Origin of the sequence: Pseudomonas asplenii (genome assembly GCF_900105475.1) — a bacterium.
Classification (GTDB): domain Bacteria; phylum Pseudomonadota; class Gammaproteobacteria; order Pseudomonadales; family Pseudomonadaceae; genus Aquipseudomonas; species Aquipseudomonas asplenii.
The window spans coordinates 3,730,812-3,757,701 of the sequence record NZ_LT629777.1; the positions used below are offsets into that span (position 1 = coordinate 3,730,812).

The window sequence follows — 26,890 nt, forward strand, 5'->3', positions numbered from 1 at the left end:
CACCCAAAACTTAGAAATATACTCAATAGATATAAGGGGACTTAGAGTGAACAAGTCGGAACTGATTGATGCTATCGCTGCATCTGCTGATATCCCGAAAGCTGCTGCTGGCCGTGCGCTGGACGCAGTAATCGAATCCGTCACTGGCGCTCTGAAGGCTGGCGACTCCGTTGTACTGGTTGGCTTCGGTACTTTCTCCGTGACTGATCGTCCTGCTCGCACTGGTCGCAACCCACAGACCGGTAAGACGCTGGAAATTCCTGCTGCCAAAAAGCCAGGTTTCAAGGCTGGCAAAGCACTGAAAGAAGCGGTCAACTGAGTTTCTTCAACGCCTTTGTCTAGTCAGGTCGGGCTTGCTCCTGACCTGGTAGCGGAGCGGTAAAGCGGTCAGCCGGGCCTGCAAGGGCTGCTGACCTGTCACCCCGGGGGTTGAATGATCGATCCTCGTCCGCTCCGCCAGTTACGAGAAGGCGCATCCTCGGATGCGCCTTTCTTCTATCCGGACTCTACCCACGCTCCACGGTTGTCCATTCTTGAAGTTCAACCGTTTCTGGGGGACGCATGCTGCAAAATATCAGGGACAATTCACAAGGCTGGATTGCCAAGACCATCATCGGGGCCATCGTTCTATTGATGGCACTGACCGGCTTTGATGCCATTTTCCGGGCCACCTCCACCAGTCAGGATGCGGCCAAGGTCAACGGTGAAGAAATCACCCAGAACGAGCTGAGTCAGGCGGTCGACATGCAACGTCGCCAACTGATGCAGCAACTGGGCAAGGATTTCGATCCAGCGCTGCTGGATGAAAAAATGCTTCGCGAATCGGCCCTCAAGGGGCTGATCGATCGCAAACTGCTGCTGCAGGGCGCCGAAAAGTCGAAATTCGCCTTCTCCGACGCGGCCCTGGACCAGGTTATCCTGCTGACGCCTGAATTTCAGGTGGATGGCAAGTTCAATTCCGATCGTTTCGACCAGGTGATTCGTCAACTGGGCTACAGCCGTATGCAGTTCCGCCAGATGCTGGCTCAGGAAATGCTCATCGGCCAAGTGCGCGCCGGTCTGGCAGGCAGTGGTTTCGTGACCGATACCCAGGTGCTGGCCTTTGCCCGCCTGGAGAAGCAGACCCGCGATTTCTCTTCGTTGATCGTCAAGAGTGACCCGGCTGCCGTCAAGCTGACCGATGACGAAGTCAAGGCCTACTACGACAAGCATGCCCAGGAGTTCATGACCCCGGACCAGGTCGTCATCGACTATCTGGAGTTGAAGAAGTCCTCTTTCTTCGACCAGGTCAGCGTCAAGGATGAAGATCTGCAGGCGCTGTACAAGAAAGAAACCTCGAACCTGGCTGAGCAACGTCGCGCGGCGCACATCCTGATCGAAGTGAACGACAAGGTCACCGATGCCCAGGCGAAGGCGAAGATCGAAGAGATCCAGCAGCGTCTGGCCAAGGGTGAGGACTTCGCGGCCCTGGCCAAGCAGTTTTCGCAGGACCCGGGTTCGGCCAACAACGGTGGTGACCTCGGTTTCGCCGGTCCTGACGTCTACGATCCAGCCTTCGAAAAAGCGCTGTATGCCTTGAACAAGGGTCAGGTATCGGGCCCGGTGCGCAGCGAGTTCGGCTACCACCTGATCAAGTTGCTGGGCGTCGAATCACCTGAAGTGCCGACCTTCGCCAGCCTCAAGGACAAGTTGACTCGCGAGCTGAAGGCCCAGCAGGTCGAGCAGCGTTTCGTCGAGGCGACCAAGCAGCTCGAAGACTCCTCGTTCGAGGCTTCCGATCTGGCCCAGCCAGCTCAGGATCTGAACCTGAAGGTGCAGACCAGTGCGCCATTCGGTCGTGAAGGTGGTGAAGGCATTGCGGCCAATCGCGCCGTGGTGACGGCCGCGTTCAGCCCGGAAGTGCTGAATGAAGGTGCCAACAGCAGCGCCATCGACCTGGACCCGGACACTGTCGTCGTCTTGCGTGCCAAGGAGCACCACAAGCCGGAGCAACTGCCGCTGGAGAGCGTGGATGCGAGCATTCGCAAGCAATTGACCAAGGAGCACGCCACGGCGGCCGCCAAGGTCAAGGCTGACGAACTGATCGCCAGTCTGCGTGAAGGCAAGGCGTTGCCAGCGGGTCAGTCCTGGAAGGTGCAGGAAGCCGTTACCCGTGGTCAGGAAGGTGTTGATCCGGCGGTGCTGCAGGCACTGTTCCGCATGCCCAAGCCTGTTGCCAAGGGCAAGCCGACCTTTGATACCGTGACGCTGGCCGATGGCAACCTCGTCATCATCAGCCTCAATGGCGTCAACGAAGGCGCTGCGCCGACCGATCAGGAGAAGGCGTCCTACCGTCGCTTCCTCGCTTCGCGTATCGGTCAGCAGGACTTCGCCGCGTACCGCAAGCAACTGGAAAGCGAAGCGCAGATCAAGCGCTTCTGAAGCCGCTGATACCGCTCTGCTGTAAACAGGAAGGCCGCTCAATCGAGCGGCCTTTTTGTTTCTGTCGGTCCAGGCTTTGTGGTGAAACGATCGGCCTCTTCGCGGGCAAGTCGTAAGCGTCCGCCCAACTCACCTTGCGTAAGTTAGGCAGGCACCCACTGATGCGGCAGCAACTGCCCGATCTCACTGGCCCGCTGTGTCGGCAGCCGCGCCAGCACATCTTTGAGATAGGCATACGGATCATGCCCATTCATGCGTGCCGACTGGATCAGGCTCATGATTGCAGCCGCCCGTTTACCACTGCGCAGCGACCCGGCAAACAGCCAGTTCGAGCGCCCGAGTGCCCATGGCCGTATCTGGTTCTCGACCTGATTGTTATCGATCGGCACAGCTCCATCGTCCAGGTAGCGCGTCAGCGCTACCCAGCGTTTCAGGCTGTAGTCGAGGGCTTTGGCCGTGGCTGATCCGTTGGGCACCAAGTCGCGCTGGGCCAACATCCAGTCATGCAGTTTTTTGAAGATCGGTACCGCCATTTCCTGACGTATTCGCCAACGATCTTCATCACTCATGTCCCGCGCTTGGCGCTCGACTTCGTACAAGCCGCTGATCGAGTGCAGCGCTTGTTCGGCCAACTGACTTTTGTTCGCAACATGCAGGTCGAAAAACTTGCGACGGGCGTGGGCCATGCAGCCGATTTCAGTGATGCCTTGCTCAAAACCTGCTTTGTAGCCAGCGAAGTCATCGCAGACCAACTTGCCGTTCCAGTCGCCCAGGAAGTTGCGCGCATGTTCGCCTGCACGGCTTGGGCTGAAATCGTAAACCACAGCTTTGAGCGCCGAAAACGGCGTCGTGCTGTAGGCCCAGACATAGGCTCGGTGGGTTTTCTTCTCACCCGGCGCAAGCATTTGCACCGGTGTTTCATCAGCGTGAATCACACCTTGGTTCAGCACGGCTTCACGCAGTGCATCGACAAGCGGCTGGAGCCGCACACCGGTTTGTCCGACCCACTGGGCCAAGGTCGAGCGAGCGATTGCCAGCCCGGCGCGGCCAAAAATTTTCTCCTGCCGGTACAGCGGCAAGTGATCGGCAAACTTGGCCACCATTACGTGGGCCAGCAAGCCTGCGGTCGGGATACCTTTGTCGATAACCTGCGCTGGCACCGGCGCTTGGATCAGTGTTTCGCACTGACGGCAGGCCCATTTACCACGTACATGCTGCTCGACGGTAAACACGCCTGGCGTGTAATCCAGCTTCTCGCTAACGTCTTCGCCGATGCGTTGAAGTTGGCAGCCACAAGCGCACTGAGTGTTTTCCGGTTCGTGACGAATCACCGTGCGTGGAAACTGCGGTGGCAATGGCGCACGTTTGGGGGATTGCCGTGGCTCGGCCTGTGACGAAGCTGGGAGGAGCTGTTTCAGCTCTGCCTCGATAGCTTCAAGGTCTGTATCGAGCAGGTCATCCAGCAAGCTGCCTTGCGCCGGACTGATTTGCTCGCTGCGCTTGGCAAACTTGTGGCGTTTGAGCAGGGCAATTTCGTAAGTGAGCTGCTCGATGATGGTTTCATCGTTCTGGATCTTTCTGCTCATCGCCTCGACTTGGGACTGCAACTGCAACGCCTGTGCCGCCAAGGCACGAAGCTGTTCCGGGGTCATCTGGTCGAGGTTGGGCGAGAAAGTCATGCCACCGATTGTGCCAGAGCAGGCCCGAAACGACGATAAGCAGACCGGTCAAATGGCCGGCGATTACAGCATGCTGATCACGCCACCCGCGCCGACTCGCTGCCACGGCAAACCCAGTACCAACGCCTGGAGTTGTTCGCTGTCGAGTTCGACCTCGCAGCCGTGGCGAATGCCGGGCCAGTGAAACTTGCCTTGATTCAGGCGCCGCGCGGCAAGCCAGACGCCCACACCATCATGCACCAGCACCTTCATCCGGTTAGCCCGGCGATTGGCGAACAGATAAGCGCAGTGCGGCTTCGCCGCACCGAACACCGCTATCACCCGGGCTAATGCGGTTTCGGTACCGGCGCGCATATCCATCGGCTCGGTGGCCAGCCAGATCGCATTGATGCGGATCATTGGGCCACAGCCTGTATAAATTGCGCGCAGCCCTCGGGATCTGAGGTTGGCCATTTCACTGTGATCACTTGGCCGGCCATGGGCAACTCGATGATCACTGACGCTTCGGCTGGCCGTTTAGGTGCGGCTTTTAGCGGAACGAATGCCGGTAGTGAAGTCGCTGCAGGCTGGTCTCGATAGAGCGGCATCCATTTGCGGATGACATTGGCATTGATGCCGTGGCTGATGGCAACACTCGACACGGTTGCCCCAGGTTGCAGGCATTCCTGAACGACCTGGGCTTTGAACGGTTTCGGATAAGAGCTTCGTTGGCGCATGAAAATCCTGGCGATAAGGGTGATTGCGTCCGCTTAAAAATACGCGGACACCATCGCCCTTAATGCTGGAGTTCGGAAGGTGAGTTCGCCGTACGCTTACGGCAAGTCGCACGCTGCACCGCCTGCTCCTACAAGGCGGGTGCCGTTTGCGATATTGATAAACGGCAAAATCTGTAGGAGCGGGGCGTCCGACTTGCCCGCGAAGAGGGCCTACAAGGCCTTCTCGGGTGTCAGGAACGCAGCTTTCAGCAACTGCCGCGTATAGGGATGCTGCGGCGCCTCGAAGATCTGCCGTGCGTCCCCTTGCTCGACCACCTGGCCGTGCTTGACCACCATCAACTGGTGGCTCAGCGCCTTGACCACTGCCAGGTCATGGCTGATGAACAGATAGGTCAGGTTGTACTTGATCTGCAGCGAGCGCAGCAGCTCAACCACCTGGCGTTGTACGGTGCGGTCTAGGGCCGAGGTCGGCTCGTCGAGCAGGATCAGCGCCGGTTTGAGCACAAGGGCCCGAGCGATGGCGATTCGCTGCCGTTGTCCACCGGAGAACTCGTGGGGATAACGGTGTCGGGTCTGTGGATCGAGGCCAACTTCCTTCAGCGCGGCAATGATCGCCTGCTCCTGTTCCGCAGGCGTGCCGATCTTGTGGATACGCAGACCCTCGCCAACGATTTCGCTGACACACATGCGCGGGCTGAGGCTGCCGAACGGGTCCTGAAACACCACCTGCATTTCCCGGCGCAGGGGGCGTACCTGCTGCTGTGACAGGCAGTTCAGGGACTGGCCTTCGAAACGGATCTCACCCTGGCTGCCGATCAGCCGCAGGATCGCCAGGCCCAGGGTCGATTTGCCCGAGCCGCTCTCGCCGACGATACCCAGGGTCTGGCCCTGAGGCAGGCTGAAGTTGATGCCGTCCACCGCCTTGACGTGGTCCACGGTGCGGCGCAGCAGGCCCTTCCTGATCGGAAACCAGACCTTCAGGTCCTCGACTTCCAGCAGCGGTGCGCCAGCCGGGTTGGTCGCCGGCTCGCCGCGGGGTTCGGCACTCAGCAGTTCGCAGGTGTAGGGATGCTGAGGTTGGCAGAACAACTGTTCGCAGTCGGCCTGTTCGACGATGCGCCCCTGTTGCATCACACAGACCCGGTTGGCGATGCGCCGCACCAGGTTGAGGTCATGGCTGATCAGCAGCAGGGCCATGCCCAGGCGTGCCTGCAGTTCCTTGAGCAGATCGAGGATTTTCAGTTGCACGGTCACATCGAGTGCCGTGGTCGGTTCGTCGGCGATCAGCAGTTCCGGCTCGTTGGCCAGGGCCATGGCGATCATCACCCGCTGCCGCTGGCCGCCGGAGAGCTCATGGGGCAGCGCCTTGAGGCGTTTGTGCGGCTCGGGTATGCCCACCAGCTCCAACAGCTCCAGAGTGCGCCGGGTGGCGACCTTGCCGGTCAGGCCCTTGTGGATGGCGAGGATCTCGTTGATCTGCTTCTCGATCGAGTGCAGCGGGTTCAAGGAGGTCATCGGCTCCTGGAAGATCATCGCGATGCGGTTGCCGCGAATGTGCCGCAGGGTCTTTTCCTTCAGGGTCAGCAGATCCTGCCCGGCGTACTGAATACTGCCGCTGGGGTGGTGCGCCAGCGGGTAGGGCAGCAGGCGCAGGATCGAATGGGCGGTTACCGACTTGCCTGAGCCGCTTTCACCGACCAGGGCCAGGGTCTCGCCGCGCCGGATATCGAAGCTGACGCTCTCGACCACCCGCTGGCGGTGTTCGCCGACGACGAACTCCACGGCAAGGTCGCGTATTTCGATCAGATTGTCCTGATTCATGTCATTTCCTCGGATCGAAGGCATCGCGGGCGGACTCGCCGATGAACACCAGCAGGCTGAGCATGATCGCCAGCACGGCGAAGGCACTGATCCCCAGCCATGGTGCCTGCAGGTTGGATTTGCCCTGAGCGACCAGTTCGCCGAGCGACGGTGCGCCTGGCGGCAGGCCGAAACCGAGGAAATCCAGGGCGGTGAGGGTGCCGATCGCGCCAGTGAGAATGAACGGCATGAAAGTCATGGTCGAAACCATGGCATTGGGCAGGATGTGCCGGAACATGATCGCGCCATTCTGCATGCCCAGCGCCCGTGCTGCGCGCACGTATTCCAGGTTGCGGCCACGGAGGAACTCGGCACGTACCACATCCACCAGGCTCATCCAGGAAAACAGCAGCATGATCCCCAGCAACCACCAGAAGTTCGGTTGGACGAAGCTGGCGAGGATGATCAGCAGGTAGAGCACCGGCAGGCCGGACCAGATTTCCAGGAAGCGCTGGCCGGCCAGGTCGACCCAACCGCCGTAGAAACCCTGCAGGGCGCCGGCGACTACCCCGATAATTGAACTCAGTACGGTCAGGGTCAGGGCGAACAGCACCGAGATGCGAAAGCCATAGATCACCCGTGCGAGCACGTCACGGCCCTGATCGTCGGTCCCCAGCAGGTTGTCTGCCGAGGGCGGGGCGGGTGCCGGGACCTTGAGGTCGTAGTTGATGCTCTGGTAGCTGAAGGGAATCGGTGCCCACAGTACCCAGGCGTCCTTGGCCTTCAGCAGTTCGCGGATGTAGGGGCTTTTGTAGTTGGCCTCCAGTGGGAATTCGCCGCCGAAGGTGGTTTCCGGATAGCGTTTGAGGGCAGGGAAATACCAGCCGCCGTCGTAGTGCACCACCAGCGGCTTGTCGTTGGCGATCAGTTCGGCACCGAGACTGATGATGAACAGCCCGAGGAACAGCCACAGGGACCACCAGCCGCGCTTGTTGGCCTTGAAACGCTCGAAGCGCCGGCGATTGAGGGGGGAAAGCTGCATCTCAATGCTCCCGATGTTCGAAGTCGATACGTGGGTCGACCAGGGTATACGTCAGGTCGCCGATCAATTTCACCACCAGGCCCAGCAGGGTGAAGATGAACAGCGTGCCGAATACCACCGGGTAGTCGCGGTTGATGGCTGCTTCGAAACTCATCAGGCCAAGACCGTCGAGGGAAAAGATCACTTCCACCAGCAGCGATCCGGTGAAAAAGATACCGATGAAGGCCGAGGGAAATCCGGCAATCACCAGCAACATCGCGTTGCGAAACACATGGCCGTAGAGCACGCGGCGTTGGGTCAGGCCCTTGGCCTTGGCGGTGACCACGTACTGCTTGTTGATTTCATCGAGGAAGCTGTTCTTGGTCAGCAGTGTCATGGTCGCGAAGTTGCCGATCACCAGGGCGGTCACGGGCAGGGCCAGGTGCCAGAAGTAGTCGCGGACCTTGCCGAGCAGGCTCAGTTGGTCAAAGTTGTTCGAGGTCAGACCGCGCAACGGGAACCAGTCCAGGTAGCTGCCGCCGGCGAAGACCACGATCAATAGGATGGCGAACAGGAACGCCGGAATCGCATAACCGACGATGATTGCCGAACTGGTCCAGACATCGAAATGACTGCCATGCCGGGTCGCCTTGGCAATCCCCAGCGGGATCGACACCAGGTACATGATCAATGTGCTCCACAAGCCGAGGGAGATCGACACCGGCATCTTCTCCTTGATCAGGTCGATGACCTTGGCGTCGCGAAAGAAGCTGTTGCCGAAATCCAGGCTCGCGTAGTTCTTGACCATGATCCACAAGCGTTCCGGCGCCGACTTGTCGAAGCCGTACATGTGCTCGATTTCCTTGATCAGTGCCGGGTCCAGGCCCTGGGCACCACGGTAGCTGGAACCGGCTACCGAGACTTCCGAGCCGCCGCCGGCGATCCGGCTGGTGGCCCCTTCGAAGCCTTCGAGCTTGGCGATCATCTGCTCCACCGGACCACCCGGGGCCGCCTGGATGATGACGAAGTTGATCAGCAGGATGCCGAACAGGGTCGGAATGATCAGCAGCAGTCGCCGCAGAATGTAAGCCAGCATCTTATTGCTCCGCGCCTGTGCCGTGGGTGTTTTGCGGCGAAACCACCGGCTTCGCGTCCGGCTTGATCCACCAGGTGGAGGTGCCGACATCGTAGGTCGGCGAGATTTTCGGGTGGGCGACCTTATCCCAGTAGGCGATGCGCCAAGTCTTGATATGCCAGTTCGGGATCACGTAGAAACCCCACTGCAGCACGCGGTCCAGCGCCCGTGCGTGATCGACCAGGCTTTGCCGGGAGTCGGCGTTGATCAGTTGTTCCACCAGAATGTCGACGGCCGGGTCCTTGAGCCCCATGGTGTTGCGACTGCCGGGCTTGTCGGCGCTGGCGGACATCCAGAATTCGCGTTGTTCGTTACCCGGCGAACTCGATTGCGGGAAGCTGCCTACGACCATGTCGAAGTCCCGCGAGCGTAGGCGGTTGACGTACTGGGAGACGTCGACGCGACGGATCACCAGGTCGATCCCCAAGTCGCTCAGGTTGCGTTTGAATGGCAGCAGCACTCGCTCGAATTCGGTCTGGGCCAGCAGGAATTCAATGCGCACCGGCTTGCCTTCGGTGTCGACCATCTTGTCGTCGACGATATGCCAGCCGGCTTCGAGCAGCAGTTGGTAGGCGCGGCGTTGCTGGTTGCGGATCATGCCGCTGCCATCGCAGACCGGTGGCTGGTAGGCCTGGTCGAACACGTGCTCGGGAATCTTGCCGCGCAGCGGTTCGAGAATCGCCAGTTGCGCCTTGTCCGGCAGGCCGGTAGCGGCCATCTCGGAATTCTCGAAATAGCTGCGGGTGCGGGTGTAGGCACCGTTGAACAGCTGTTTGTTGCTCCATTCGAAATCGAACAGCAGGCTCAACGCCTCACGTACGCGAATGTCCTGGAACATCGGTTTGCGCAGGTTGTAGACAAAGCCCTGCATGCCGGTCGGGTTGCCGTTGGGGATCTGTTCCTTGATCAACCGCCCCTCGGCCACGGCCGGGGTGTTGTAGGCATTGGCCCAGTTTTTCGCGCTCATTTCCAACCAGTAGTCGAACTGTCCGGCCTTGAGCGCTTCGAGGGCGACGCTGTTGTCGCGGTAATAATCGGTGGTCATCACGTCGAAGTTGTAGAACCCGCGGTTGATCGGCAGGTCCTTGGCCCAGTAATCCTTTACCCGCTCATAGCGCACCGAGCGGCCGGCCTTGACCTCGGCCAGCTTGTAAGGCCCGCTGCCGAGGGGGAATTCCAGATTGCCCTTGGTGAAGTCGCGGTTGGCCCACCAGTGTTTGGGCAGCACCGGCAGTTGGCCGAGGATCAGCGGCAGTTCACGGTTGTTGGTGTGCTTGAACTTGAACAGCACCCGTAGCGGATCTTCGGCGACCACCTCGGCGACATCGGCGTAGTAGGCGCGGTAGAGCGGGGCGCCGTCCTTGATCAGGGTCTGGAAACTGAACACCACGTCTTCGGCGCGCATCGGATGGCCATCGTGGAAGCGCGCCTCCGGGCGCAGGTAGAAGCGCACCCAGCTGTTGTCCGGGGCTTTTTCGATCTTGGCGGCGACCAAGCCGTACTCGGTAAAGGGCTCGTCCATGCCCTGGCGGGCCAGAGTGTCGTAGATCAGGCCGATGTCGTCGGCCGGGACGCCTTTGCTGATGAACGGGTTGAGGCTGTCGAAACCACCGGAGGCCGACTGGCGAAACGTACCGCCCTTGGGCGCATCGGGATTGACGAAGTCGACGTGCTTGAAGTCGGCGGGGTATTTCGGCGGCTCGTCATAGAGGGTCAGGGCATGTTGCGGGGCGGCGAGGGCGAAACCGGCTATCGCGCTCGACAGCAGGCCACCGGCGCACAGCAGCAGGGCACGCAAAGGCATCATTGGGCTTTCTCCGAAGCTTTCATCCACCAGGCGCTCAGGCCCAGGGTGTATGGCGGCGTGGTGACGAAGGCGAACCGGTTGCGGTAGGCCAGGCGGTGATAGTTGAGGTACCAGTTGGGGATCATGTAGTGCTGCCATAGCAGCACCCGGTCAAGGGCGCGGCCGGCGGCCAGTTGCTCGTCCCGCGATTGGGCGTTCAGCAGTGCTTCGAGCAGGCGGTCGACGATCGGGTTGGCGACACCGGCGTAATTCTTGCTGCCCTTGACCGTGGCCTGGCTGGAGTGAAAGTACTGCCATTGTTCCAGACCGGGGCTGAGCGTCTGGTCGAGGGTCATCAGGATCATGTCGAAGTCGAACTGGTCGAGACGCTGTTTGTACTGGGCGCGATCCACCGTTCTCAAGTGGGCGTCCACGCCGATGCTGGCGAGGTTTTCGACATAGGGCTGGAGGATCCGTTCGAGGTTCGGATTGACCAGCAGGATTTCGAAGCGCAACGGCTGACCGGCGCTGTTCAGCAGGCGCTGGCCGTCCAGTTTCCAGCCCGCCTCGGCGAGCAGGCCGAGGGCCCGGCGCAGGGTTTCGCGGGGAATGCCGCGGCCTTCGGTGCGTGGCAGGCTGTAGGGTTGGGTGAACAGGGCGGCTGGCAACTGGTCGCGGTATGGCGAGAGCAGCAGCCATTCCTGTCCGACCGGCAACCCGCTGGCGGAGAATTCGCTGTTGGGGTAGTAGCTCAGGGTGCGCCGGTAGGCATCGTTGAACAGCGTGCGATTGGTCCACTCGAAATCGAACATCAGGCCCAGGGCTTCGCGCACCTTGTCCTGGGCAAAGGTACTGCGACGGGTGTTCATGAACAGGCCCTGGGTCTGCGTCGGGATCTGGTGGGCGATCTGTGCCTTGATCACATCGCCACGCAGGACGGCGGGAAAGTTGTAGCCATTGCCCCAGTTCTTCGCCTGGTGTTCTATATAGATATCGAATTCGCCCGCCTTGAAAGCCTCGAAGGCGACATCGCTGTCGCGGTAGAACTCGACCTCGACCCGGTCGAAGTTGTACTTGCCGCGATTGACCGGCAGGTTTTCGCCCCACCAGTTCTTGACCCGCTCGAACACCAGTTGCCGGCCGGGCTGGACCTGAGTGATGCGATACGGGCCGCTGCCCAATGGCGGCTCGAAGGTCGTGGCCTTGAAATCCCGACCTTGCCAGTAGTGTTGCGACAAGACCGGCAGCTCGCCGAGGCGCAGGATCAGCAACGGGTTGCCCGAGCGCTTGAAGACGAAGCGAATTCGCTGTGGCCCGAGCACGTCGACTCTGGAAACCTCTTGCAGATTGGTCCGGTACTGCGGATGTCCCTCCTTGAGCAGCAGGCGATAGGAAAACGCCACGTCATAGGCGGTAATCGGTGTGCCATCGTGAAAGCGCGCTTCGGGCCGCAGATTGAACACGACCCAGCTGCGATCTTCGCTGTACTCCAGCGATTGTGCGATCAAGCCGTAGCTGGAGGTCGGTTCGTCACCGGAGGGCGCGTACTGGCCGGTTCCGACCATCAGGGTTTCGTTCAGCTCGTTGACGCCGTATTGCAGGAAGTTTGGCGTCGACACCGGGCTGGTGCCCTTGAAGGTATAGGGGTTGAGCGTGTCGAAGGTGCCGAAAGCCATCACCCGCAAGGTGCCGCCCTTGGGCGCATCAGCGGTTACCCAGTCGAAGTGGGTAAAGTTGGCGGGGTACTTGAGCGTGCCGAACTGCGCATAACCATGGCTTTCGCTGATCGTCGCGTTGGCGGGAAAGCTCAAGGCCAGGCTGATGAAGAACGGGAGGAGGGGACGCATCAACTCAGGGATCCGATCCAGGCTGCTTGGGCTTTATGGATCTTACCTTAACAGCTTGTATCAGCAGGAAAAAGGCCGCTGTCTTTGTGGGAGTTTGCTTGCTGGCGATTCGCTATGCCGGACTGTTGATAAATCCCTGCAGGAGCCGGATTTATCCGCGAAGGCGTCCCGTCGGGCGGCGAATGGTCAAGGGCCCATTCGCGGATAAATCCTGCATCCACGACAGTCTGAAGGTGTCTGGTGCAGGCAGGATCAATGTGGCTGGGAAACCGTGAGGATCTGACCTGGCTTGAGTGCCTGGCCGGTGCGCGGGTTGAGGCGCTTGAGATGCTGCATTTCGACATTGAAACGCTTGGCAACAATATAAAGGGAGTCGCCTTTCTGCACCTTGTAGGTCGTGGGGGCAGCCGACTTCTTGCTGATCGGTGCACGGACATTCCCCTGCATGACCAGGGTCTGACCGACCTTCAACTTATGCCCGGACAGCTTGTTCAAGCGTTGCAGTTCTTTGATGTCGATCTTGTTGGCCTTGGCGATCGACGACAGGCTGTCGCCGTTCCTGACCTTGTAACGGCGGACCGGACCGTTGCTGGCAACGCTTTCGAAGACCGGCTTTTTCGGCCGTAGGCTCACCAGTTCTTCAGGCTTGAGGTTCGACAGGCTGGCGGTCAGCAACTGTGCCTTGGAACTCGGTACCAGCAGGTGCTGCGGACCGTCGAGGGTCGCTTTCTGCTTGTAGGCCGGGTTCAGCTGGATCATTTCGTCTTCGTCGATCTCGGCCAGGGCCGCCACCCGCGAAAGGTCCATCGGCTGGTTGACTTCGATACTGGCGAAGTAGGGTTCGTTGGCGATCGGGTTGAGGTTCACGCCATAGGCTTCCGGCGACATCACCACCTGCGACAAGGCCAGCAGCTTGGGCACGTAGTCACGGGTTTCCTGGGGCAGCGGCAGGTTCCAGTAGTCGGTGGGCAGGCCGAGCTTCTCGTTACGCTCGATCGCCCGGCTGACCGTACCTTCGCCGGCGTTGTAGGCGGCCATGGCCAGCAGCCAGTCGCCATTGAACATGTCGTGCAGGCGGGTCAGGTAGTTCAGCGCCGCGATGGTCGAGGCAGTGATATCGCGACGTCCATCATAGAAACGGTCCTGGCGCAGGTTGAAGTTGCGCCCGGTGGAGGGAATGAACTGCCAGAGACCGACCGCATCGGCACGCGAGTAGGCCATCGGGTTGTAGGCACTCTCGATGACCGGCAACAGCGCCAGTTCCAGCGGCATGTTGCGTTCTTCGAGACGTTCGACGATGTAATGAATATAAAGTGTGCCGCGCTCGCTGGCGTTTTCGAGGAACGACGGGTTGCTGGCGAACCACAGGCGTTGCTGCTCGATGCGTGGGTTGACGCCCAGGCCATCCTGCAGCTTGAAGCCCTGGCGCATGCGCTCCCAGACATCCTGTGGCGGCGTCGGGTTGGTTTTTTCGCCGACCCAGATCGGCTTTTGCTTGATCCGGACGTTGAGGTTCGACGCCGTTTCGGTGCCGTTGTCCGAGGGGTGGTGCAAGCCTTGGCAACCCGCCAGAGTGGCGGACACAGCCACGGCGACTGCCTGAGCCAATCGCGTCAATGTGCCTGAATTGATGGTTTTTCGGTTAGGTGACAGCATTGGCTGGAAGGTAGTTCCGGGCAAAAATGTCGGGCGATTCTAGAAAGCGCTCAGGGTGCGGTCAACCATTGAGCATTTCGGTGACCCCACCCGCTGGTTTCAGAACGTGTCCTTCCAGGCCCGCAGGGCAGCAAAAACCTCACTTGGCGACGCGTTGTCGCGGCCGTTCCGTTCGTCCGCTTTTTCTTTAACAGATGTTTCGTCGACCCTCAGGAACGGGTTGGTCCGCCGTTCCAGTGCCAGGTTCGAGGGCAGGCTGATCCGTCCCTGCGCGCGCCACTGGCCAACTTCTTCCAATCGTGCGGCGATATCCGGATTGTGCGGCTCGACCGCCTGGGCAAAGCGCAGGTTGCTCAGGGTGTATTCGTGGGTGCAGTGTACGGCGGTATGGGCGGGCAACGCCGCCAGTCGGCTGAGAGAGGCATGCATCTGTTCAGGCGTGCCTTCGAACAGGCGGCCGCAGCCGCCGGCGAACAGCGTGTCGCCACAGAACAGCAGCGGCGTCGTGTCGTTTGCCTGGTAGAAGGCGATATGTCCCAGGGTATGGCCGGGCACGGCGAATACCTGGAACGGCAGGTCGAGTATGCTGATCCGGTCGTTGTCGTGCAGCGCCACGTCCCGAGCCGGGATGTTTTCCGCGGCGGGCCCGAGTACCCGGGCGCCAGTCGCCTGTTTCAGGCGTTCGACGCCACCGACGTGGTCGTGATGGTGGTGGGTGATCAGGATATCGTCCAGTTGCCAGCCCGGATGCCGTTCCAGCCAGGCCAGTACCGGCACCGCGTCGCCCGGGTCGACCACCGCGCAGCGACGCCGGGCGTTATCGCGCAGCAGCCAGATATAGTTGTCGGTGAACGCGGGCAGTGCATCGATCTGTATCATGTTGGAAGTCGCCAAGCGGAAAACATTGGCGCATCTTAGAGGCTGGTATGGCTCATGGCGAGTTGGAGCAAGCAATGACCGATAAAGCGTTCGCTCAAGCCGATCCCGACTGGTTGGCACTGATCAGCGCGGCCCGAGACTGGTTGTCCGGCCCGTTGGGGCAACTGTTGCTCGATGAAGAACGGCGCATGCTCGACGATGAACTCGGGCGTTACTTCGGCGGCTATCTGGTCCATTACGGGCCTTGCGCCGAGACCCCGCCGCAGGCGCAGCAGGTGCGGCGCAACGTGCGACTGGGCGCGCCATTGCCCGGCGTCGAAATCGTCTGCGAGGAACGGGCCTGGCCGCTGAGCGAGCACGCGGCCGATGTCGTGGTGTTGCAGCATGGCCTGGATTTCAGCCTGTCGCCCCATGGTCTGCTGCGCGAAGCCGCGGCCAGCGTGCGGCCCGGTGGGCACCTGTTGATCGTCGGGATCAATCCCTGGAGTTCCTGGGGCCTGCGGCACGTGTTCGCCCGCGATGCCTTGCGCCAGGCCCGCTGCATTTCGCCCTCGCGGGTGGCCGACTGGCTCAACCTGCTGGGCTTTGCGCTGGAGAAACGCCGCTTCGGGTGCTATCGTCCACCGCTGGCCTCGCCAGCCTGGCAAGCGCGGCTGGCGGGCTGGGAGCGCTTGGCCGGTGACTGGCAACTGGTGGGCGGCGGCTTCTATCTATTGGTTGCACGCAAGATCATGGTTGGCTTGCGGCCGGTCCAGCAGATACGCCGCGAGCCGGTCGGCAAACTGGTGCCGCTGCCGCTGGCCAAGGTCAACCGGCGCCCCAGCGAACCCTGAAACGGGTACTTTTTTTCGATGGAAAGGTTGTAATGAGCGATAGCGTTGAACTCTTCACTGATGGCGCCTGCAAGGGCAACCCCGGTCCTGGCGGCTGGGGAGCGTTGCTGGTGTGCAAGGGCGTCGAGAAAGAACTCTGGGGTGGCGAGGCCAACACCACCAACAACCGTATGGAACTGATGGGCGCGATTCGTGGCCTGGAAGAACTCAAGCGGCCCTGTGAAGTGCTGCTGGTGACCGACTCCCAGTACGTGATGAAAGGCATCACCGAGTGGATGGTCAACTGGAAAAAACGCGGCTGGAAGACGGCGGCCAAGGAACCGGTGAAAAATGCCGACCTCTGGCAGTTGCTCGACGAACAGGTCAGCCGCCACACCGTGAAATGGAAATGGGTACGCGGGCACATCGGCCATCCCGGTAACGAACGCGCCGACCAGTTGGCCAACCGTGGTGTGGATGAAGTGCGAGGAATCAAGCATGCGTAGTGTGGTACTCGATACCGAAACCACCGGTATGCCGGTCACCGACGGCCACCGGATCATCGAGATCGGTTGCGTCGAAATCATCGGTCGGCGCCTCACCGGGCGGCATTTCCACGTCTATCTGCAACCGGATCGCGAAAGCGATGAGGGCGCGATCGGCGTCCACGGTATCACTGACCAGTTCCTGATCGGCAAGCCGCGCTTCGGCGAGGTGGCCGACGAGTTTTTCGAGTTCATCAAGGGCTCGCAACTGATCATCCACAACGCGGCGTTCGACGTTGGCTTCATCAACAACGAGTTCGCCCTGGCGGGGCTGCACGACCGCGCCGATATCAGCCAGCACTGCAGCATTCTCGATACCCTGCTGATGGCCCGGGAACGCCACCCGGGGCAGCGCAACAGCCTCGACGCATTGTGCAAGCGTTATGGGGTCGACAACTCCGGCCGTGAACTGCACGGCGCCTTGCTCGACTCGGAGATTCTGGCCGACGTCTACCTGACCATGACCGGCGGCCAGACCAGCCTCTCCCTCGCTGGCAATACCAGCGACGGTGCCGGTGAAGGTGGGGCCGGGCAGGCCAGCGAAATCCGCCGGCTGTCGGCCGATCGCAAGCCGGGCCGGATCATCCGGGCCAGCGAGAGCGAGCTGGCCGAGCATCAGGCGCGCCTGGAAATCATTGCCAAGTCCGCCGGTGGACCTGCGCTGTGGACGCAACTGGCCGAAGCCGCCGCGCAATAGGGTTGTTTGTTACAAGAGTTCTCCTTTCTCTTGTTTCAGCTTCACATGTAGGACAAACAGCTTCTACCCTGAAGGAACAGACGGACGGTGTCCCGTCGCTTCAGGACTGACAGGCTCATGTACAAGGATTTGAAGTTTCCGATCCTGATCGTGCACCGCGACATCAAGGCCGACACGGTTGCCGGTGATCGGGTACGGGGAATCGCGCGGGAGCTCGAGCAGGACGGTTTCAGCGTCTTCTGTGCGGTCGACTATGCCGAAGGCCGCCTGGTCGCCTCGACCCACCATGGTCTGGCCTGCCTGCTGATCGCGGCCGAGGGCGCCGGGGAAAACACTCACCTGCTGCAGAACATGGTCGAGTTGATCCGCTTGGCGCGGGTCCGTGCTCCCGATCTGCCGATCTTTGCCCTGGGCGAGCAGGTCACTCTGGAAAATGCGCCGGCCGACGCCATGAGCGAGCTCAATCAGCTGCGCGGCATCCTCTACCTGTTCGAGGACACGGTACCGTTCCTGTCCCGGCAGGTCGCCCGGGCAGCGCGCAATTACCTGGATGGCCTGCTGCCGCCCTTTTTCCGCGCGCTGGTGCAGCACACCGCCGATTCCAACTACTCCTGGCACACGCCTGGGCACGGCGGCGGCGTGGCTTACCGCAAGAGCCCGGTGGGGCAGGCGTTTCATCAGTTTTTTGGCGAAAATACCCTGCGTTCCGACCTGTCTGTCTCGGTACCGGAACTCGGTTCGTTGCTCGATCACACCGGCCCGCTGGCCGAGGCCGAGGCTCGGGCGGCGCGCAATTTTGGCGCCGATCACACGTTCTTCGTGATCAATGGCACGTCAACCGCGAACAAGATCGTCTGGCACTCGATGGTCGGTCGCGATGACCTGGTGCTGGTCGATCGCAACTGCCACAAGTCGGTGCTGCACTCGATCATCATGACCGGTGCCATCCCGCTGTACCTGTGCCCGGAGCGCAACGAACTGGGGATCATCGGTCCGATTCCGCTGAGCGAGTTCAGTCGCGAGTCGATCCAGGCAAAGATCGACGCCAGCCCGCTGACCCGTGGCCGCGAGCCGAGGGTGAAGCTGGCGGTGGTCACCAACTCGACCTACGACGGTCTGTGCTACAACGCCGAACTGATCAAGCAGGGCCTTGGCAACAGTGTCGAGGTCTTGCACTTTGACGAAGCCTGGTACGCCTATGCGGCCTTCCATGAGTTCTTTGCCGGGCGCTACGGCATGGGCACCTCGCGTACTCCGGACAGTCCGCTGGTGTTCACCACGCACTCGACGCACAAGCTGCTCGCGGCCTTCAGCCAGGCCTCGATGATCCATGTGCAGGATGGTGGGGCACGCCAACTGGACCGCGATCGCTTCAACGAAGCGTTCATGATGCATATCTCGACCTCGCCGCAGTACAGCATCATCGCCTCGCTGGACGTGGCCTCGGCGATGATGGAAGGGCCGGCGGGGCGTTCGCTGCTCCAGGAAATGTTCGATGAGGCGCTGAGCTTTCGCCGGGCCCTGGCCAATCTCCGGCAGCATATCGCCGCCGATGACTGGTGGTTCAGCATCTGGCAGGCGCCACGGGTAGAGGGCATCGACCGGGTCGAGACCGCTGACTGGTTGCTTGAACCGCAAGCCGATTGGCATGGCTTCGGTGAGGTTGCCGAGGACTATGTGCTGCTCGATCCGATCAAGGTCACTCTGGTGATGCCGGGCCTGACCGCCGGTGGCGCCCTGAGCGAGCGGGGTATTCCGGCGGCGGTGGTCAGCAAGTTTCTCTGGGAACGTGGCCTGGTGGTCGAGAAGACCGGCCTCTACTCCTTCCTGGTGCTGTTCTCGATGGGCATCACCAAGGGCAAATGGAGCACCCTGCTGACGGAGTTGCTGGACTTCAAACGCAACTATGACGCCAACACCAGCCTGGCCAGTTGCCTGCCATCGGTGGCCCGGCAGGGGCCGCAGCGTTACCAGGGTATGGGGTTGCGCGACCTGTGCGATCAACTGCATGGCTGTTATCACAGCAATGCCACGGCCAAACATCTCAAACGCATGTATACGGCCTTGCCGGAAGTCGCCATGAAACCTGCCGATGCCTACGATCTTTTGGTCCGCGGTGAGGTCGAAGCGGTACCGATCGATGCATTGCAGGGGCGGGTCGCGGCGGTCATGCTGGTACCTTACCCGCCGGGGATTCCCCTGATCATGCCGGGTGAGCGTTTCACCGAGACGACCCGCTCGATTATCGACTACCTGGCCTTCGCCCGCGCCTTCGACAGCGGTTTCCCCGGTTTTGTCGCCGACGTGCACGGCCTGCAACATGAAGACAACGGTCATGGCCGATGCTATACCGTCGATTGCATCAAGGAATGAGGATGGGACAGTTCCCCCTATGCATTTAGTCATGAACCCGAAAGACCCTGAAGTCTCGGTCCGGGTGGCCGACGAGGGCTTCTCCGAGTACATCTGGGGCAGCGATTTCAGTTTTCAGGTCAAGGCCTATGGCCGGGCCGAGATAGGCCGCAAGGTCGAGCAGTGGTCGCTGTCCTCGGTGGGCCCCTACCGCAAGTGTTATGGTATCGACCCCGAGGAGTTCGCCAGCTTTCGCGGCAAGGCCGACAGCGCGATCTTCATGGCCTACCTCGATGGCCGGCCTGCCGGTCATGTGGTGGTCAGTACCAACTGGAACGGTTTTGCCCATGTCGACGAACTGGCGGTGGATACCCGTGCGCGGCGTCACGGCGTGGCCAGGGCCCTGCTGGAAGAGGTGCGATTCTGGAGCGAGAAGAAGAACCTGCCGGGGGTCATGCTGGAAACCCAGAACAACAACCTGGGCGCCTGTCGCCTGTACGAGCGTTGCGGGTATGTACTGGGTGGCATGGATCATCTGCGTTATCGCGGGATCGACGTACATACTCGGGAAGTGGCGTTGTTCTGGTACCTGTTGTTCGCGCCGCCGGCCTGAGGGTCAGGTCGGTGCCAGCATGGCCGCGGCCTTTTCGCCGATGATTTCCAGCAAGGCCTTCTGCGCCGCCGACGGTTGTTGCTCCTTCAAGGTCAGGGCGTACAGGGTGATGGGGACGGCCGGCGACAGCGGGCAGACATCCAGCCCGCCAGCCCTGGCGCCCACGGCCGTGAACGGATCGACGATCGCCAGGCCCTCACCGGCCTCGACCATGCTGCGCATCATCTGATAGGTCTGGACCCGTGTCTGCACCTGCGGTGGCGGGCGCAGGCCCTGCAGCTTGCTGTCGAGCAGCAGGCTGAGGGTGTCCTGTTGTTCCAGGCCGATCATCGATTGCCCGGCCAGGTCTTGCAGGGAGATATATTTCTGTTTCGGTTGCAACCAGCCATGGGGTGCGAGCAATTGCAGCTTGCCCTGGGCCAGGGCTTGGCAGTCGATCTGTGGATGCTCGGGGTCGTTCAGGCTCAGGCCCAGTTCGATTTCGTGCAACAGCAGGTTGCGGACGATCTCGCGGGTGTGCTGGCTGGCGAGGGTGCACGGGGTTTCCCGAAAGCGCCGGCGCAGGGCGGCGATGCCTTGTGGCAGCAGGTGCTGGGCGAGTGTCGGGGTGCAGGTCACCCGCAGGGGAGGAGCCTGGTGCTGGCGCAGTTCACTGGCCAGCCGCCGCAGCGGCTCAAGTTCCCGATACAGGTGGCTGATCTGTGGCTGCAACTCGCGGGTTTCGCGCGTGGCCTGCATCCGTCCGCGTACCGTGGCGAACAGCAGGAAGCCCAGTTGTTGCTCGGCATCCTGCAGGGTGGCACTGAGCGTGGCCGCCGGCAGTTGCAGCAACTCGGCGGCGGCGCCGAGGTTGCCGGTCTGCAGGATGGCCTGGATTACTTCGATATGGCGTAGACGCATGCTTGAAGTCCATGTCCCGCACGGAGGAGGTCAGTGGACTGATCCTAACCCAAGTTGGCCTGCAAGACTGCAGGTCGCCGTGCGTTCAGCGCTGCGTCATGAATCGGTCGGGGCGGTTTCCGGTTCGCGCGTCAGGGTGATCCCCGACTGGACCAGCATGAACTCGTTATTGTCGAGTTTATTGACGCGATCGCCAATGGCCAGTTTATAGGTGGTGACAGGCTCCGTGCTGGCCAGGCCTTCGGCTGAAGGCATGGATTCCTGAAACTCATGCACGGAATAGACGCGACCTTCCGCATCCCTGGCATGAAATTGTCCGACGAGTACTGCGGCCATCTGTTTAGAACCTCTGGAAATTAACTACCGATGTGCGGGTCTGTAGACCGTGCCCGGCTTGGGGAAGTTTTGTCCCGGGAAAAAAATAGTCAGGCGATCCTGCCGCTTATGTCGTTGGCAAGGGGCCATATCCTGTGCTGTTTGGGGAAAAATCTGACAATAGCCTGGGATGATCATCTATAACTAAAGATCCCTTGTCCCACGTATCAGGAGTGTCCATGAGTAATCTCCATACCGTCGCCGTGCTGGTAGGCAGCCTGAGAAAAGAGTCGATCAACCGCAAGGTGGCGCTGGCCCTGGCTGACCTGGCACCGGCGAACCTCAAGCTGAAGATTGTCGAGATCGGTGACCTGCCGCTGTATAACGAGGATATCGACGGCACGCCCCCTGCGGCCTACAGCACTTTTCGCGAGCAGATCGCGGCGGCCGATGCAGTGTTGTTCGTGACCCCGGAGTACAACCGCTCGGTCCCTGCCGCGTTGAAAAACGCCATCGATGTCGGTTCGCGGCCCTACGGCAAGAGTGCCTGGAGCGGCAAGCCGGGCGCGGTGATCAGCGTTTCGCCGAGCCCCATCGGTGGTTTTGGTGCCAACCACCATTTGCGTCAGTCGCTGGTGTTTCTGAATGTACCCTGCATGCAGCAGCCGGAGGCCTATTTCGGTGGGGCGGGCAGTGCATTCGATGAGGCGGGCAAGCTGTCGGAGCAGAGCAAACCGTTCCTGCAGGGCTTTATCAACGCCTATGGGCAGTGGGTGGAGCAGCACAAGAAGGCCTGAGGTTTTTGCGGGAACTGACGGTGTAGGTCATGGCCATGACCTACACCGTTACAACGCTCAACAGCCCTGTGGCATTTCCCCGTTCGCCAGGCGCTGATTGATCGCCGCAATCACCTGCGGCAACTCGTTGAGGGTATCGATCAGGTAATGTGGGCGCGAGCCTTCGAACAGGGCGTGGATGCGTTGGCGCTCGCTCGTCAGGCGGGCGCTGTCCAGTGCCTGGTAGGTTGCATAATCGAGTCCCAGGGCATTGCCGGAGCAGACCAGGGCCACCGTCCACATCCCGGCCCGGCGACCTTCGAGAATCCCCGGTACCGTATCGTCGACCTTCACGCACGCCGCGACATCGTCGATGCCCAGGGCGATCACGTTCGCCAGCGCCTGGGCCGGCCACGGGCGGCCATTGGGCACCTCGTCGGTGGCGACCACATGGTCCGCGATGTAGCCGTTGCTGGCGGCCAACTCGACGACCTTGGTCATCACCTGGGCCGGGTAGCCGGAACACGAGCCGATCTTCAGGCCCAGGCGCCGCAGTTCGGCGATGGTGTCGAGGGCGCCAGGAATCAGCGCCGAATGTTCGGCGATCTTTTCGATCTGCAACGGCATGAAGCGCTGGTAGATTGCGGTCACATCCGCATCGCTGGGCGTGCGTCCGAACACCTGGCGATAACGTTCGGCGATCGGCGGCTGGTTGCACAGACTGCGGATGTGATCCCACTTGCCCATGCCCATCGGCCCCCGCGCTTCTTCGATGGAGACGTGCACGGCGAACTCGGCGAAGGCCTCGACGAAGATCTGGGTCGGCGCGAACGAGCCGAAGTCGACGACGGTGCCGGCCCAGTCGAGGATGGCTGCTTGCAGTCGGGTCGGTGGGGTGTAGTTCATGGCAGTTACCTCAGGCACGCAAGTGGGTGTTCATGGTGGGCGTGGCAACGCCCGGAATTTGCAGGGGCGTTACGTCCATTTCATTCAGCGCCTCGCCGATTGCCCGGGCTGCGGCTTGCAGGTCGTGGCGGCTGACGTCGCCAATGCAGCCGACACGGAAGGTGTCGACCTCGGTCAACTTGCCCGGATAGAGAATAAAACCCTTGGCCTTGACCCGCTCATAGAGCGTCTTGAAGTCGTAGCGCGGGTCTTGCGGCGCATGTACTGTGACGATGATCGGCGCCTGGATGGCCGCTGGCAGAAAGCTGCGCAGGCCGAGCCTGGCCAACTCATCGAGTAGCACCTGGCAGTTGTCGGTGTAACGTCGATGACGGGCCGGCTGGCCGCCTTGCTCCTGATATTGCAGCAGCGCTTCATGCAGGGCGGCGACCACATGGGTCGGTGGCGTGAAGCGCCACTGGCCGGTCCGGGCCAGGTAGGCCTGCTGGTCATGCAAGTCCATCGCCAGTGAATGCGAATTGCCCGCGGCCGCTGCCAGGCTGGCTTTGTGGGCTAATACGAAACCCATGCCCGGCACGCCTTCCAGGCATTTGCCCGAAGCGGCGATCAGTGCCTCGAACGGCACCCGTCGCGCGTCGATGGGCAGGGCGCCGAAGGAACTCATGGCGTCGATGATCAGGCGTTTGCCGTGGCGGGCGACGACCTCGGCGATCGGCTCCAGCGGGTTGAGGAGGCCGGTGCCGGTTTCGCAATGGATCAGCGCGACATGACTGATCGCCGGATCGGCGAGCAGCCGCTGTTCGACTTCGGCCGCATCGCACGGCTGATCCTCGGCGGTTTCCAGGGTGCAGAAAGTTCGGCCGAGCACCGCGCAGATGGCCGCCAGGCGCTTGCCATAGGCGCCATTGATCAGCACCAGAACCTTGCCGTCGCGAGGCACCAGCGTGCCGATGGCCGCCTCTACGGCAAAGGTCCCGCTGCCTTGCAAGGGCACGCAATGATGGCTCTCGGCGCCGTTGACGATGGTCAGCAAGCGCTCGCAGACGCTGGCGGTGAGTCGGTTGAAACGCTCGTCCCATGAGCCCCAGTCCTGCAGCAACGCCTGGCGGGTGCGGGCCGAGGTGGTGAGCGGACCGGGGGTGAGCAGGATGGGAGCGGCGGTACTCATGGGCATTTCCTGTGGCGCTGATCATTGACGGGATACAGGGCATAAGTTGCGGTTTGCCTTGTTATCAATCAAATTGTTTGTTGTTATGCGAGCTATAAGTGAGGCCGATAGCCAATGAACCTGTTCCAACTCCGCGCATTCGACGCCGTGGCCCGCGAGGGCAGTTTTACCCGCGCTGCCGCTCGCCTGTTCATCAGCCAGCCGGCGGTGACCGGGCATATCAAGGCCCTCGAGGAGCATTATCAGGTCACGTTGTTGCGCCGTACCGCGCGGCGGGTGGAGTTGACGGAGCAGGGCACCCGGCTGGCGGCGATCACCCGGGCCATGTTCGGGCTGGCCGAAGAGGCGCGGGTCATGCTCGAGGCCAACCGCCAGTTACTGACCGGACGCCTGGAGGTCGCAGCGGACGGGCCGCATCGGGTCATGCCGATGCTCGCCCGGCTGCGCGAGCGTTATCCTGGGGTCACGGTCAACCTGCGGCTCGGCAATGCTCAGGAAACCCTCGCGGCGCTGCTGGCCGAGCATGCCGATGTCGCCGTGCTGACCGAGGTCGAGCCGCGCAAGGGCCTGCATCTGCACGCCTTGAGCGAGTCGCGGATCTGCGTTCTGGTGCCGGCGGGTCATCCCTGGCAGGACGAGCCCGAGGGCATCGCACTGCAACGCCTGGATCAGAGAATCATGGTGTTGCGCGAGCCGTCGTCGGTCACCCGCCGGACGTTCGATCAGGCCTGCGGTCTGGCTGGGGTCAATCCGCGGGTATTGCTGGAACTGGACAGTCGCGAAGCGGTGACCGAAGCGGTGGCTGCCGACCTGGGGTTGGGCATCGTTTCATCCGAGGAGGTCAGCCCTGATCCACGCGTTCGTGCCGTACCGCTGATCGGCAACGGATTGCACAACCGGCATATGGTCGGTTGTCTGGAGCGGCGTGCCGAGTTGCGCCTGATCCAGGCATTCCTAGGGTTGCTGGCGTGACCTTCAGCGGGGGGCCGAAGGTTTGATCAGCCATTCGTAGACGCTGTTCAATTCGCCGGGGCAGCCGTCGGCGCTGTTATTGAGGCTCGCCTGGAGAAAGGCCCGGCGCTGTGCGGGGCTCCAGCGCTGGCGGATGTATTCATGCACGGCCAGGCATTGGCCGGGGTAGAGCAACCAGAGCTGCTCGGGGGTGTCGGCGAGTTCCAGCGCCAGGCGATGTCGTTGATAGGGACTCAGCACGGCCATGCCCCGTGCGTTGCTGCGACCTTCGAGCAGGATGTCGTCGCGCCCCAGCCGGGCCAGTTCCTTGAGTCCCGGGCGGGGCATGCGCACGATGTACCAGACGCTGTTGCCCAGACAATGGGTGGACTTCTGCGGTTGTTCGTATAGATAGAGTTCCCCGGGGATTTCCTCTGCATCAGGCATCGCGCACTCGCTGGCGGGCTGGAGCGCCGCTGGCTGCTCGACTTGCGCCTGGAGTGTGGGCGGAACGTCGACGTTCCGGTTGTCGAGGAAGCCGCAGATCACCAACTGTTCGGGGTCGTGGTCGACACACTCGATCAACACCTGGCTGCCGACCTGGGGCGCCTTGCCCTCGGCCACACCCAGTGGAATCCAGCAGCCGGGAGCTGTGTCTGCCGAGTGCAGGGCCCCTTGCAGTTGGATCGGCAGCCGCCCCTGGGCATCGGGCCGAGCCGATTGTCCGGGAGGACCGAGGACCGTACCCAATTGATAGCCGGTTTGCCTGGGCCGAGCCTGGCGCAAGGCCGGGCGAAACGGTGTGGCCCAGGGAATCGCCTTGAAGTGATTGTAATAGCCCCGGGACCCGAGGCTGGCGTCCTGTTGCCGGTCATGGGGCAACTCGTCCAGCCGCTCGCCCTGTGCGCGTTGTTCGCCCCAGTGCTGGACTTCGGTGATCAACCATTGGTCATTGAGCGCCTGACGCGGATGGTCGCTCAGAAAGCGCACGTCGGCACAGTGCAGTTCGCCGAGATTGCTGCGCCCCTGGATCTGCCGGCTTTCGCAGCGCAGGCGCTCCAGTGCCCGTCGGCTGCATTGCAGTTCGTGGCGTTGCCGGTGGTCGATGCTCGTTGAGTGCAACCCGTAGAGTCCGGCCTGATTGGCCGCGCCATCGTTTTCGGCAGAGGCGTTGCGAGCCTGTACCGGCCAGGGCGGGCAGCCCGTGCGGGTCGGTGGCGGGTGGTCGACGTGGCTCGGCATGGCGTGCCGTTCGTGCAGTTGGTCGATGGCCGGCTGTCCGCTTCGCGGGGTGTCGCAATAGCGCAGCAGGCCCGGGTGTTCAGGGAAGGCCTGGGGGTCTTCGGCGAACACCAGAACGTGCTGCCGGGGGCTGTGCTCGAAGTGATAGTGGATGCCTTCTTCTTCGCAGAGCCGGTTCAACCATTGCAGATCATTCTGCTCATGCTGCTGACAATGCGGGCGGGGCGGGTAGGTGCCCTGGTCGAGTTCGAAGCGGTAGTCGGCGGGGCCCAGACCATGGCTGGCGAGCAGTCGTTCGAGGATTTCCGGGACGCTCAGGTCGTAGAACGCCCGACGCCTGGCGCTGCGTTCGAGCAGTGTCAGGCGGGGGCCCAGCACCACCTGGTAGTGACACAGGTTCGGTGTGAGGTAACTGCTGCTGATTTCATGGATGAGTCCATGAACCCCTTCCGTCGCTGGCCCGAAACCGAGAAACGCCGGCTGTTCCAGCAGCGACTGCAGGTCCAGTCCGGGATCTTCGCCCAGCAGCTCGACTTCGAAGCGGTAGGACTGGTTCAGGGCCTCGCGCCCACTGAAGCGAATGACGTGCAGGGGCGCGGAGAGGGAAGCGAGGGTCAATGAGAGCTGTCGTGCCTTGTCCTGAGTCATTTCATCTCTTTTTATCGGGGACGTT

Annotated in this window: 24 protein-coding genes; 9 read left to right on the forward strand and 15 right to left on the reverse strand. The window is 61.6% G+C overall.

The window, feature by feature from the left end:
* Positions 1-46 precede the first annotated feature (46 nt).
* Together BLU37_RS17140 and BLU37_RS17145 are read left to right on the forward strand one after the other, a co-directional pair.
* Positions 47-319, forward strand: a complete 273-nt coding sequence (locus BLU37_RS17140) for an HU family DNA-binding protein (protein ID WP_003183171.1) — start codon at positions 47-49, stop codon at positions 317-319.
* Between the two features lie 242 nt (positions 320-561).
* Complete coding sequence (locus BLU37_RS17145; protein WP_090206862.1) at positions 562-2,421, forward strand: SurA N-terminal domain-containing protein; 1,860 nt, start codon at positions 562-564, stop codon at positions 2,419-2,421.
* 143 nt (positions 2,422-2,564) lie between these two features.
* Here the strand turns inward: BLU37_RS17145 and tnpC are convergent, their stop codons facing one another.
* The 10 genes from tnpC to gloB all read right to left on the reverse strand — a co-directional run bounded on the left by tnpC (position 2,565) and on the right by gloB (position 14,940).
* A complete protein-coding gene (gene tnpC / locus BLU37_RS17150; protein WP_029530957.1) occupies positions 2,565-4,100 on the reverse strand; it encodes an IS66 family transposase in 1,536 nt (511 codons plus the stop codon).
* 63 nt (positions 4,101-4,163) lie between these two features.
* Entirely contained in the window at positions 4,164-4,499 is a 336-nt protein-coding gene (gene tnpB / locus BLU37_RS29490; RefSeq protein WP_019360435.1) for an IS66 family insertion sequence element accessory protein TnpB, read from the reverse strand.
* Positions 4,496-4,816 (reverse strand): IS66-like element accessory protein TnpA, encoded by a 321-nt coding sequence (gene tnpA / locus BLU37_RS17160; protein ID WP_090206865.1) that lies wholly within the window; start codon positions 4,814-4,816, stop codon positions 4,496-4,498. The genes tnpB and tnpA overlap by 4 nt, the downstream gene beginning before the upstream one ends.
* Positions 4,817-5,026: 210 nt before the next feature.
* Positions 5,027-6,637: an ABC transporter ATP-binding protein gene (locus tag BLU37_RS17165; protein WP_090206868.1), complete on the reverse strand. Its 1,611-nt coding sequence runs from the start codon at positions 6,635-6,637 to the stop codon at positions 5,027-5,029.
* A 1-nt stretch (position 6,638) separates the two neighbouring features.
* On the reverse strand, positions 6,639-7,658 hold the full coding sequence (locus tag BLU37_RS17170; RefSeq protein WP_010445810.1) for an ABC transporter permease: 1,020 nt from the start codon (positions 7,656-7,658) through the stop codon (positions 6,639-6,641).
* A 1-nt stretch (position 7,659) separates the two neighbouring features.
* Positions 7,660-8,733, reverse strand: a complete 1,074-nt coding sequence (locus BLU37_RS17175) for a microcin C ABC transporter permease YejB (RefSeq protein WP_090206872.1) — start codon at positions 8,731-8,733, stop codon at positions 7,660-7,662.
* Between the two features lies 1 nt (position 8,734).
* Complete coding sequence (locus tag BLU37_RS17180) at positions 8,735-10,579, reverse strand: extracellular solute-binding protein (RefSeq protein WP_090206875.1); 1,845 nt, start codon at positions 10,577-10,579, stop codon at positions 8,735-8,737.
* Positions 10,576-12,405: an extracellular solute-binding protein gene (locus tag BLU37_RS17185; RefSeq protein WP_090206878.1), complete on the reverse strand. Its 1,830-nt coding sequence runs from the start codon at positions 12,403-12,405 to the stop codon at positions 10,576-10,578. The genes BLU37_RS17180 and BLU37_RS17185 overlap by 4 nt, the downstream gene beginning before the upstream one ends.
* 252 nt (positions 12,406-12,657) lie before the next feature.
* Positions 12,658-14,061 (reverse strand): transglycosylase SLT domain-containing protein, encoded by a 1,404-nt coding sequence (locus tag BLU37_RS17190; protein WP_090206881.1) that lies wholly within the window; start codon positions 14,059-14,061, stop codon positions 12,658-12,660.
* Between the two features lie 99 nt (positions 14,062-14,160).
* Positions 14,161-14,940: a hydroxyacylglutathione hydrolase gene (gene gloB, locus BLU37_RS17195; RefSeq protein WP_090206884.1), complete on the reverse strand. Its 780-nt coding sequence runs from the start codon at positions 14,938-14,940 to the stop codon at positions 14,161-14,163.
* Positions 14,941-15,014: 74 nt separating this feature from the next.
* Here gloB and BLU37_RS17200 point away from each other — a divergent pair, with 74 nt between their 5' ends.
* From BLU37_RS17200 to BLU37_RS17220, 5 genes are all read left to right on the forward strand, one after another.
* Positions 15,015-15,773: a methyltransferase domain-containing protein gene (locus tag BLU37_RS17200; protein ID WP_019362158.1), complete on the forward strand. Its 759-nt coding sequence runs from the start codon at positions 15,015-15,017 to the stop codon at positions 15,771-15,773.
* 32 nt (positions 15,774-15,805) lie between these two features.
* A complete protein-coding gene (rnhA, locus tag BLU37_RS17205; protein WP_090206887.1) occupies positions 15,806-16,258 on the forward strand; it encodes a ribonuclease HI in 453 nt (150 codons plus the stop codon).
* Complete coding sequence (gene dnaQ / locus BLU37_RS17210; protein WP_010445826.1) at positions 16,251-16,994, forward strand: DNA polymerase III subunit epsilon; 744 nt, start codon at positions 16,251-16,253, stop codon at positions 16,992-16,994. The genes rnhA and dnaQ overlap by 8 nt, the downstream gene beginning before the upstream one ends.
* A 117-nt stretch (positions 16,995-17,111) precedes the next feature.
* Entirely contained in the window at positions 17,112-19,367 is a 2,256-nt protein-coding gene (locus BLU37_RS17215) for an Orn/Lys/Arg family decarboxylase (protein WP_090206890.1), read from the forward strand.
* A gap of 31 nt (positions 19,368-19,398) precedes the next feature.
* Positions 19,399-19,959, forward strand: coding sequence for a GNAT family N-acetyltransferase (locus BLU37_RS17220; RefSeq protein ID WP_172833031.1), 561 nt, complete (start codon positions 19,399-19,401; stop codon positions 19,957-19,959).
* Between the two features lie 3 nt (positions 19,960-19,962).
* Here BLU37_RS17220 and BLU37_RS17225 read toward each other — a convergent pair whose 3' ends face one another.
* Both BLU37_RS17225 and BLU37_RS17230 read right to left on the reverse strand, forming a co-directional pair.
* Positions 19,963-20,859, reverse strand: coding sequence for a LysR family transcriptional regulator (locus BLU37_RS17225; RefSeq protein ID WP_010445831.1), 897 nt, complete (start codon positions 20,857-20,859; stop codon positions 19,963-19,965).
* Between the two features lie 96 nt (positions 20,860-20,955).
* Positions 20,956-21,195, reverse strand: a complete 240-nt coding sequence (locus tag BLU37_RS17230; RefSeq protein WP_090206896.1) for a hypothetical protein — start codon at positions 21,193-21,195, stop codon at positions 20,956-20,958.
* Positions 21,196-21,413: 218 nt separating this feature from the next.
* On the opposite strand from BLU37_RS17230, the gene BLU37_RS17235 reads away from it, so the two are divergent.
* Complete coding sequence (locus tag BLU37_RS17235; RefSeq protein WP_010445833.1) at positions 21,414-21,971, forward strand: NADPH-dependent FMN reductase; 558 nt, start codon at positions 21,414-21,416, stop codon at positions 21,969-21,971.
* Between the two features lie 57 nt (positions 21,972-22,028).
* Here BLU37_RS17235 and phnX read toward each other — a convergent pair whose 3' ends face one another.
* Both phnX and BLU37_RS17245 read right to left on the reverse strand, forming a co-directional pair.
* Positions 22,029-22,856, reverse strand: coding sequence for a phosphonoacetaldehyde hydrolase (phnX, locus tag BLU37_RS17240; RefSeq protein ID WP_090206899.1), 828 nt, complete (start codon positions 22,854-22,856; stop codon positions 22,029-22,031).
* Between the two features lie 10 nt (positions 22,857-22,866).
* On the reverse strand, positions 22,867-24,024 hold the full coding sequence (locus BLU37_RS17245) for a 2-aminoethylphosphonate--pyruvate transaminase (protein ID WP_090206902.1): 1,158 nt from the start codon (positions 24,022-24,024) through the stop codon (positions 22,867-22,869).
* Between the two features lie 114 nt (positions 24,025-24,138).
* On the opposite strand from BLU37_RS17245, the gene BLU37_RS17250 reads away from it, so the two are divergent.
* Positions 24,139-24,996, forward strand: coding sequence for a LysR substrate-binding domain-containing protein (locus BLU37_RS17250; protein WP_010445847.1), 858 nt, complete (start codon positions 24,139-24,141; stop codon positions 24,994-24,996).
* A gap of 3 nt (positions 24,997-24,999) precedes the next feature.
* Here BLU37_RS17250 and BLU37_RS17255 read toward each other — a convergent pair whose 3' ends face one another.
* The gene (locus BLU37_RS17255; protein WP_090206905.1) at positions 25,000-26,865 is read right to left on the reverse strand and encodes a type VI secretion system Vgr family protein; all 1,866 of its coding nucleotides are present in this window, start codon (positions 26,863-26,865) and stop codon (positions 25,000-25,002) included.
* Between the last annotated feature and the right edge of the window lie 25 nt (positions 26,866-26,890).

Excerpts from the sequence above, each read along its gene's own strand:
- tnpC (WP_029530957.1), bottom strand. The coding sequence starts at position 4,100 with ATGACTTTCTCGCCCAACCTCGACCAGATGACCCCGGAACAGCTTCGT.
- BLU37_RS17230 (WP_090206896.1), bottom strand. The coding sequence starts at position 21,195 with ATGGCCGCAGTACTCGTCGGACAATTTCATGCCAGGGATGCGGAAGGT.
- BLU37_RS17165 (WP_090206868.1), bottom strand. The coding sequence starts at position 6,637 with ATGAATCAGGACAATCTGATCGAAATACGCGACCTTGCCGTGGAGTTC.
- BLU37_RS17215 (WP_090206890.1), top strand. The coding sequence starts at position 17,112 with ATGTACAAGGATTTGAAGTTTCCGATCCTGATCGTGCACCGCGACATC.
- dnaQ (WP_010445826.1), top strand. The coding sequence starts at position 16,251 with ATGCGTAGTGTGGTACTCGATACCGAAACCACCGGTATGCCGGTCACC.
- BLU37_RS17245 (WP_090206902.1), bottom strand. The coding sequence starts at position 24,024 with ATGAGTACCGCCGCTCCCATCCTGCTCACCCCCGGTCCGCTCACCACC.
- gloB (WP_090206884.1), bottom strand. The coding sequence starts at position 14,940 with ATGATACAGATCGATGCACTGCCCGCGTTCACCGACAACTATATCTGG.
- BLU37_RS17220 (WP_172833031.1), top strand. The coding sequence starts at position 19,399 with ATGAACCCGAAAGACCCTGAAGTCTCGGTCCGGGTGGCCGACGAGGGC.
- BLU37_RS17200 (WP_019362158.1), top strand. The coding sequence starts at position 15,015 with ATGACCGATAAAGCGTTCGCTCAAGCCGATCCCGACTGGTTGGCACTG.
- BLU37_RS17225 (WP_010445831.1), bottom strand. The coding sequence starts at position 20,859 with ATGCGTCTACGCCATATCGAAGTAATCCAGGCCATCCTGCAGACCGGC.
- rnhA (WP_090206887.1), top strand. The coding sequence starts at position 15,806 with ATGAGCGATAGCGTTGAACTCTTCACTGATGGCGCCTGCAAGGGCAAC.
- BLU37_RS17185 (WP_090206878.1), bottom strand. The coding sequence starts at position 12,405 with ATGCGTCCCCTCCTCCCGTTCTTCATCAGCCTGGCCTTGAGCTTTCCC.
- BLU37_RS17250 (WP_010445847.1), top strand. The coding sequence starts at position 24,139 with ATGAACCTGTTCCAACTCCGCGCATTCGACGCCGTGGCCCGCGAGGGC.
- BLU37_RS17175 (WP_090206872.1), bottom strand. The coding sequence starts at position 8,733 with ATGCTGGCTTACATTCTGCGGCGACTGCTGCTGATCATTCCGACCCTG.
- tnpB (WP_019360435.1), bottom strand. The coding sequence starts at position 4,499 with ATGATCCGCATCAATGCGATCTGGCTGGCCACCGAGCCGATGGATATG.
- BLU37_RS17190 (WP_090206881.1), bottom strand. The coding sequence starts at position 14,061 with ATGCTGTCACCTAACCGAAAAACCATCAATTCAGGCACATTGACGCGA.
- tnpA (WP_090206865.1), bottom strand. The coding sequence starts at position 4,816 with ATGCGCCAACGAAGCTCTTATCCGAAACCGTTCAAAGCCCAGGTCGTT.
- BLU37_RS17255 (WP_090206905.1), bottom strand. The coding sequence starts at position 26,865 with ATGACTCAGGACAAGGCACGACAGCTCTCATTGACCCTCGCTTCCCTC.
- BLU37_RS17235 (WP_010445833.1), top strand. The coding sequence starts at position 21,414 with ATGAGTAATCTCCATACCGTCGCCGTGCTGGTAGGCAGCCTGAGAAAA.
- BLU37_RS17180 (WP_090206875.1), bottom strand. The coding sequence starts at position 10,579 with ATGATGCCTTTGCGTGCCCTGCTGCTGTGCGCCGGTGGCCTGCTGTCG.
- BLU37_RS17145 (WP_090206862.1), top strand. The coding sequence starts at position 562 with ATGCTGCAAAATATCAGGGACAATTCACAAGGCTGGATTGCCAAGACC.
- phnX (WP_090206899.1), bottom strand. The coding sequence starts at position 22,856 with ATGAACTACACCCCACCGACCCGACTGCAAGCAGCCATCCTCGACTGG.
- BLU37_RS17170 (WP_010445810.1), bottom strand. The coding sequence starts at position 7,658 with ATGCAGCTTTCCCCCCTCAATCGCCGGCGCTTCGAGCGTTTCAAGGCC.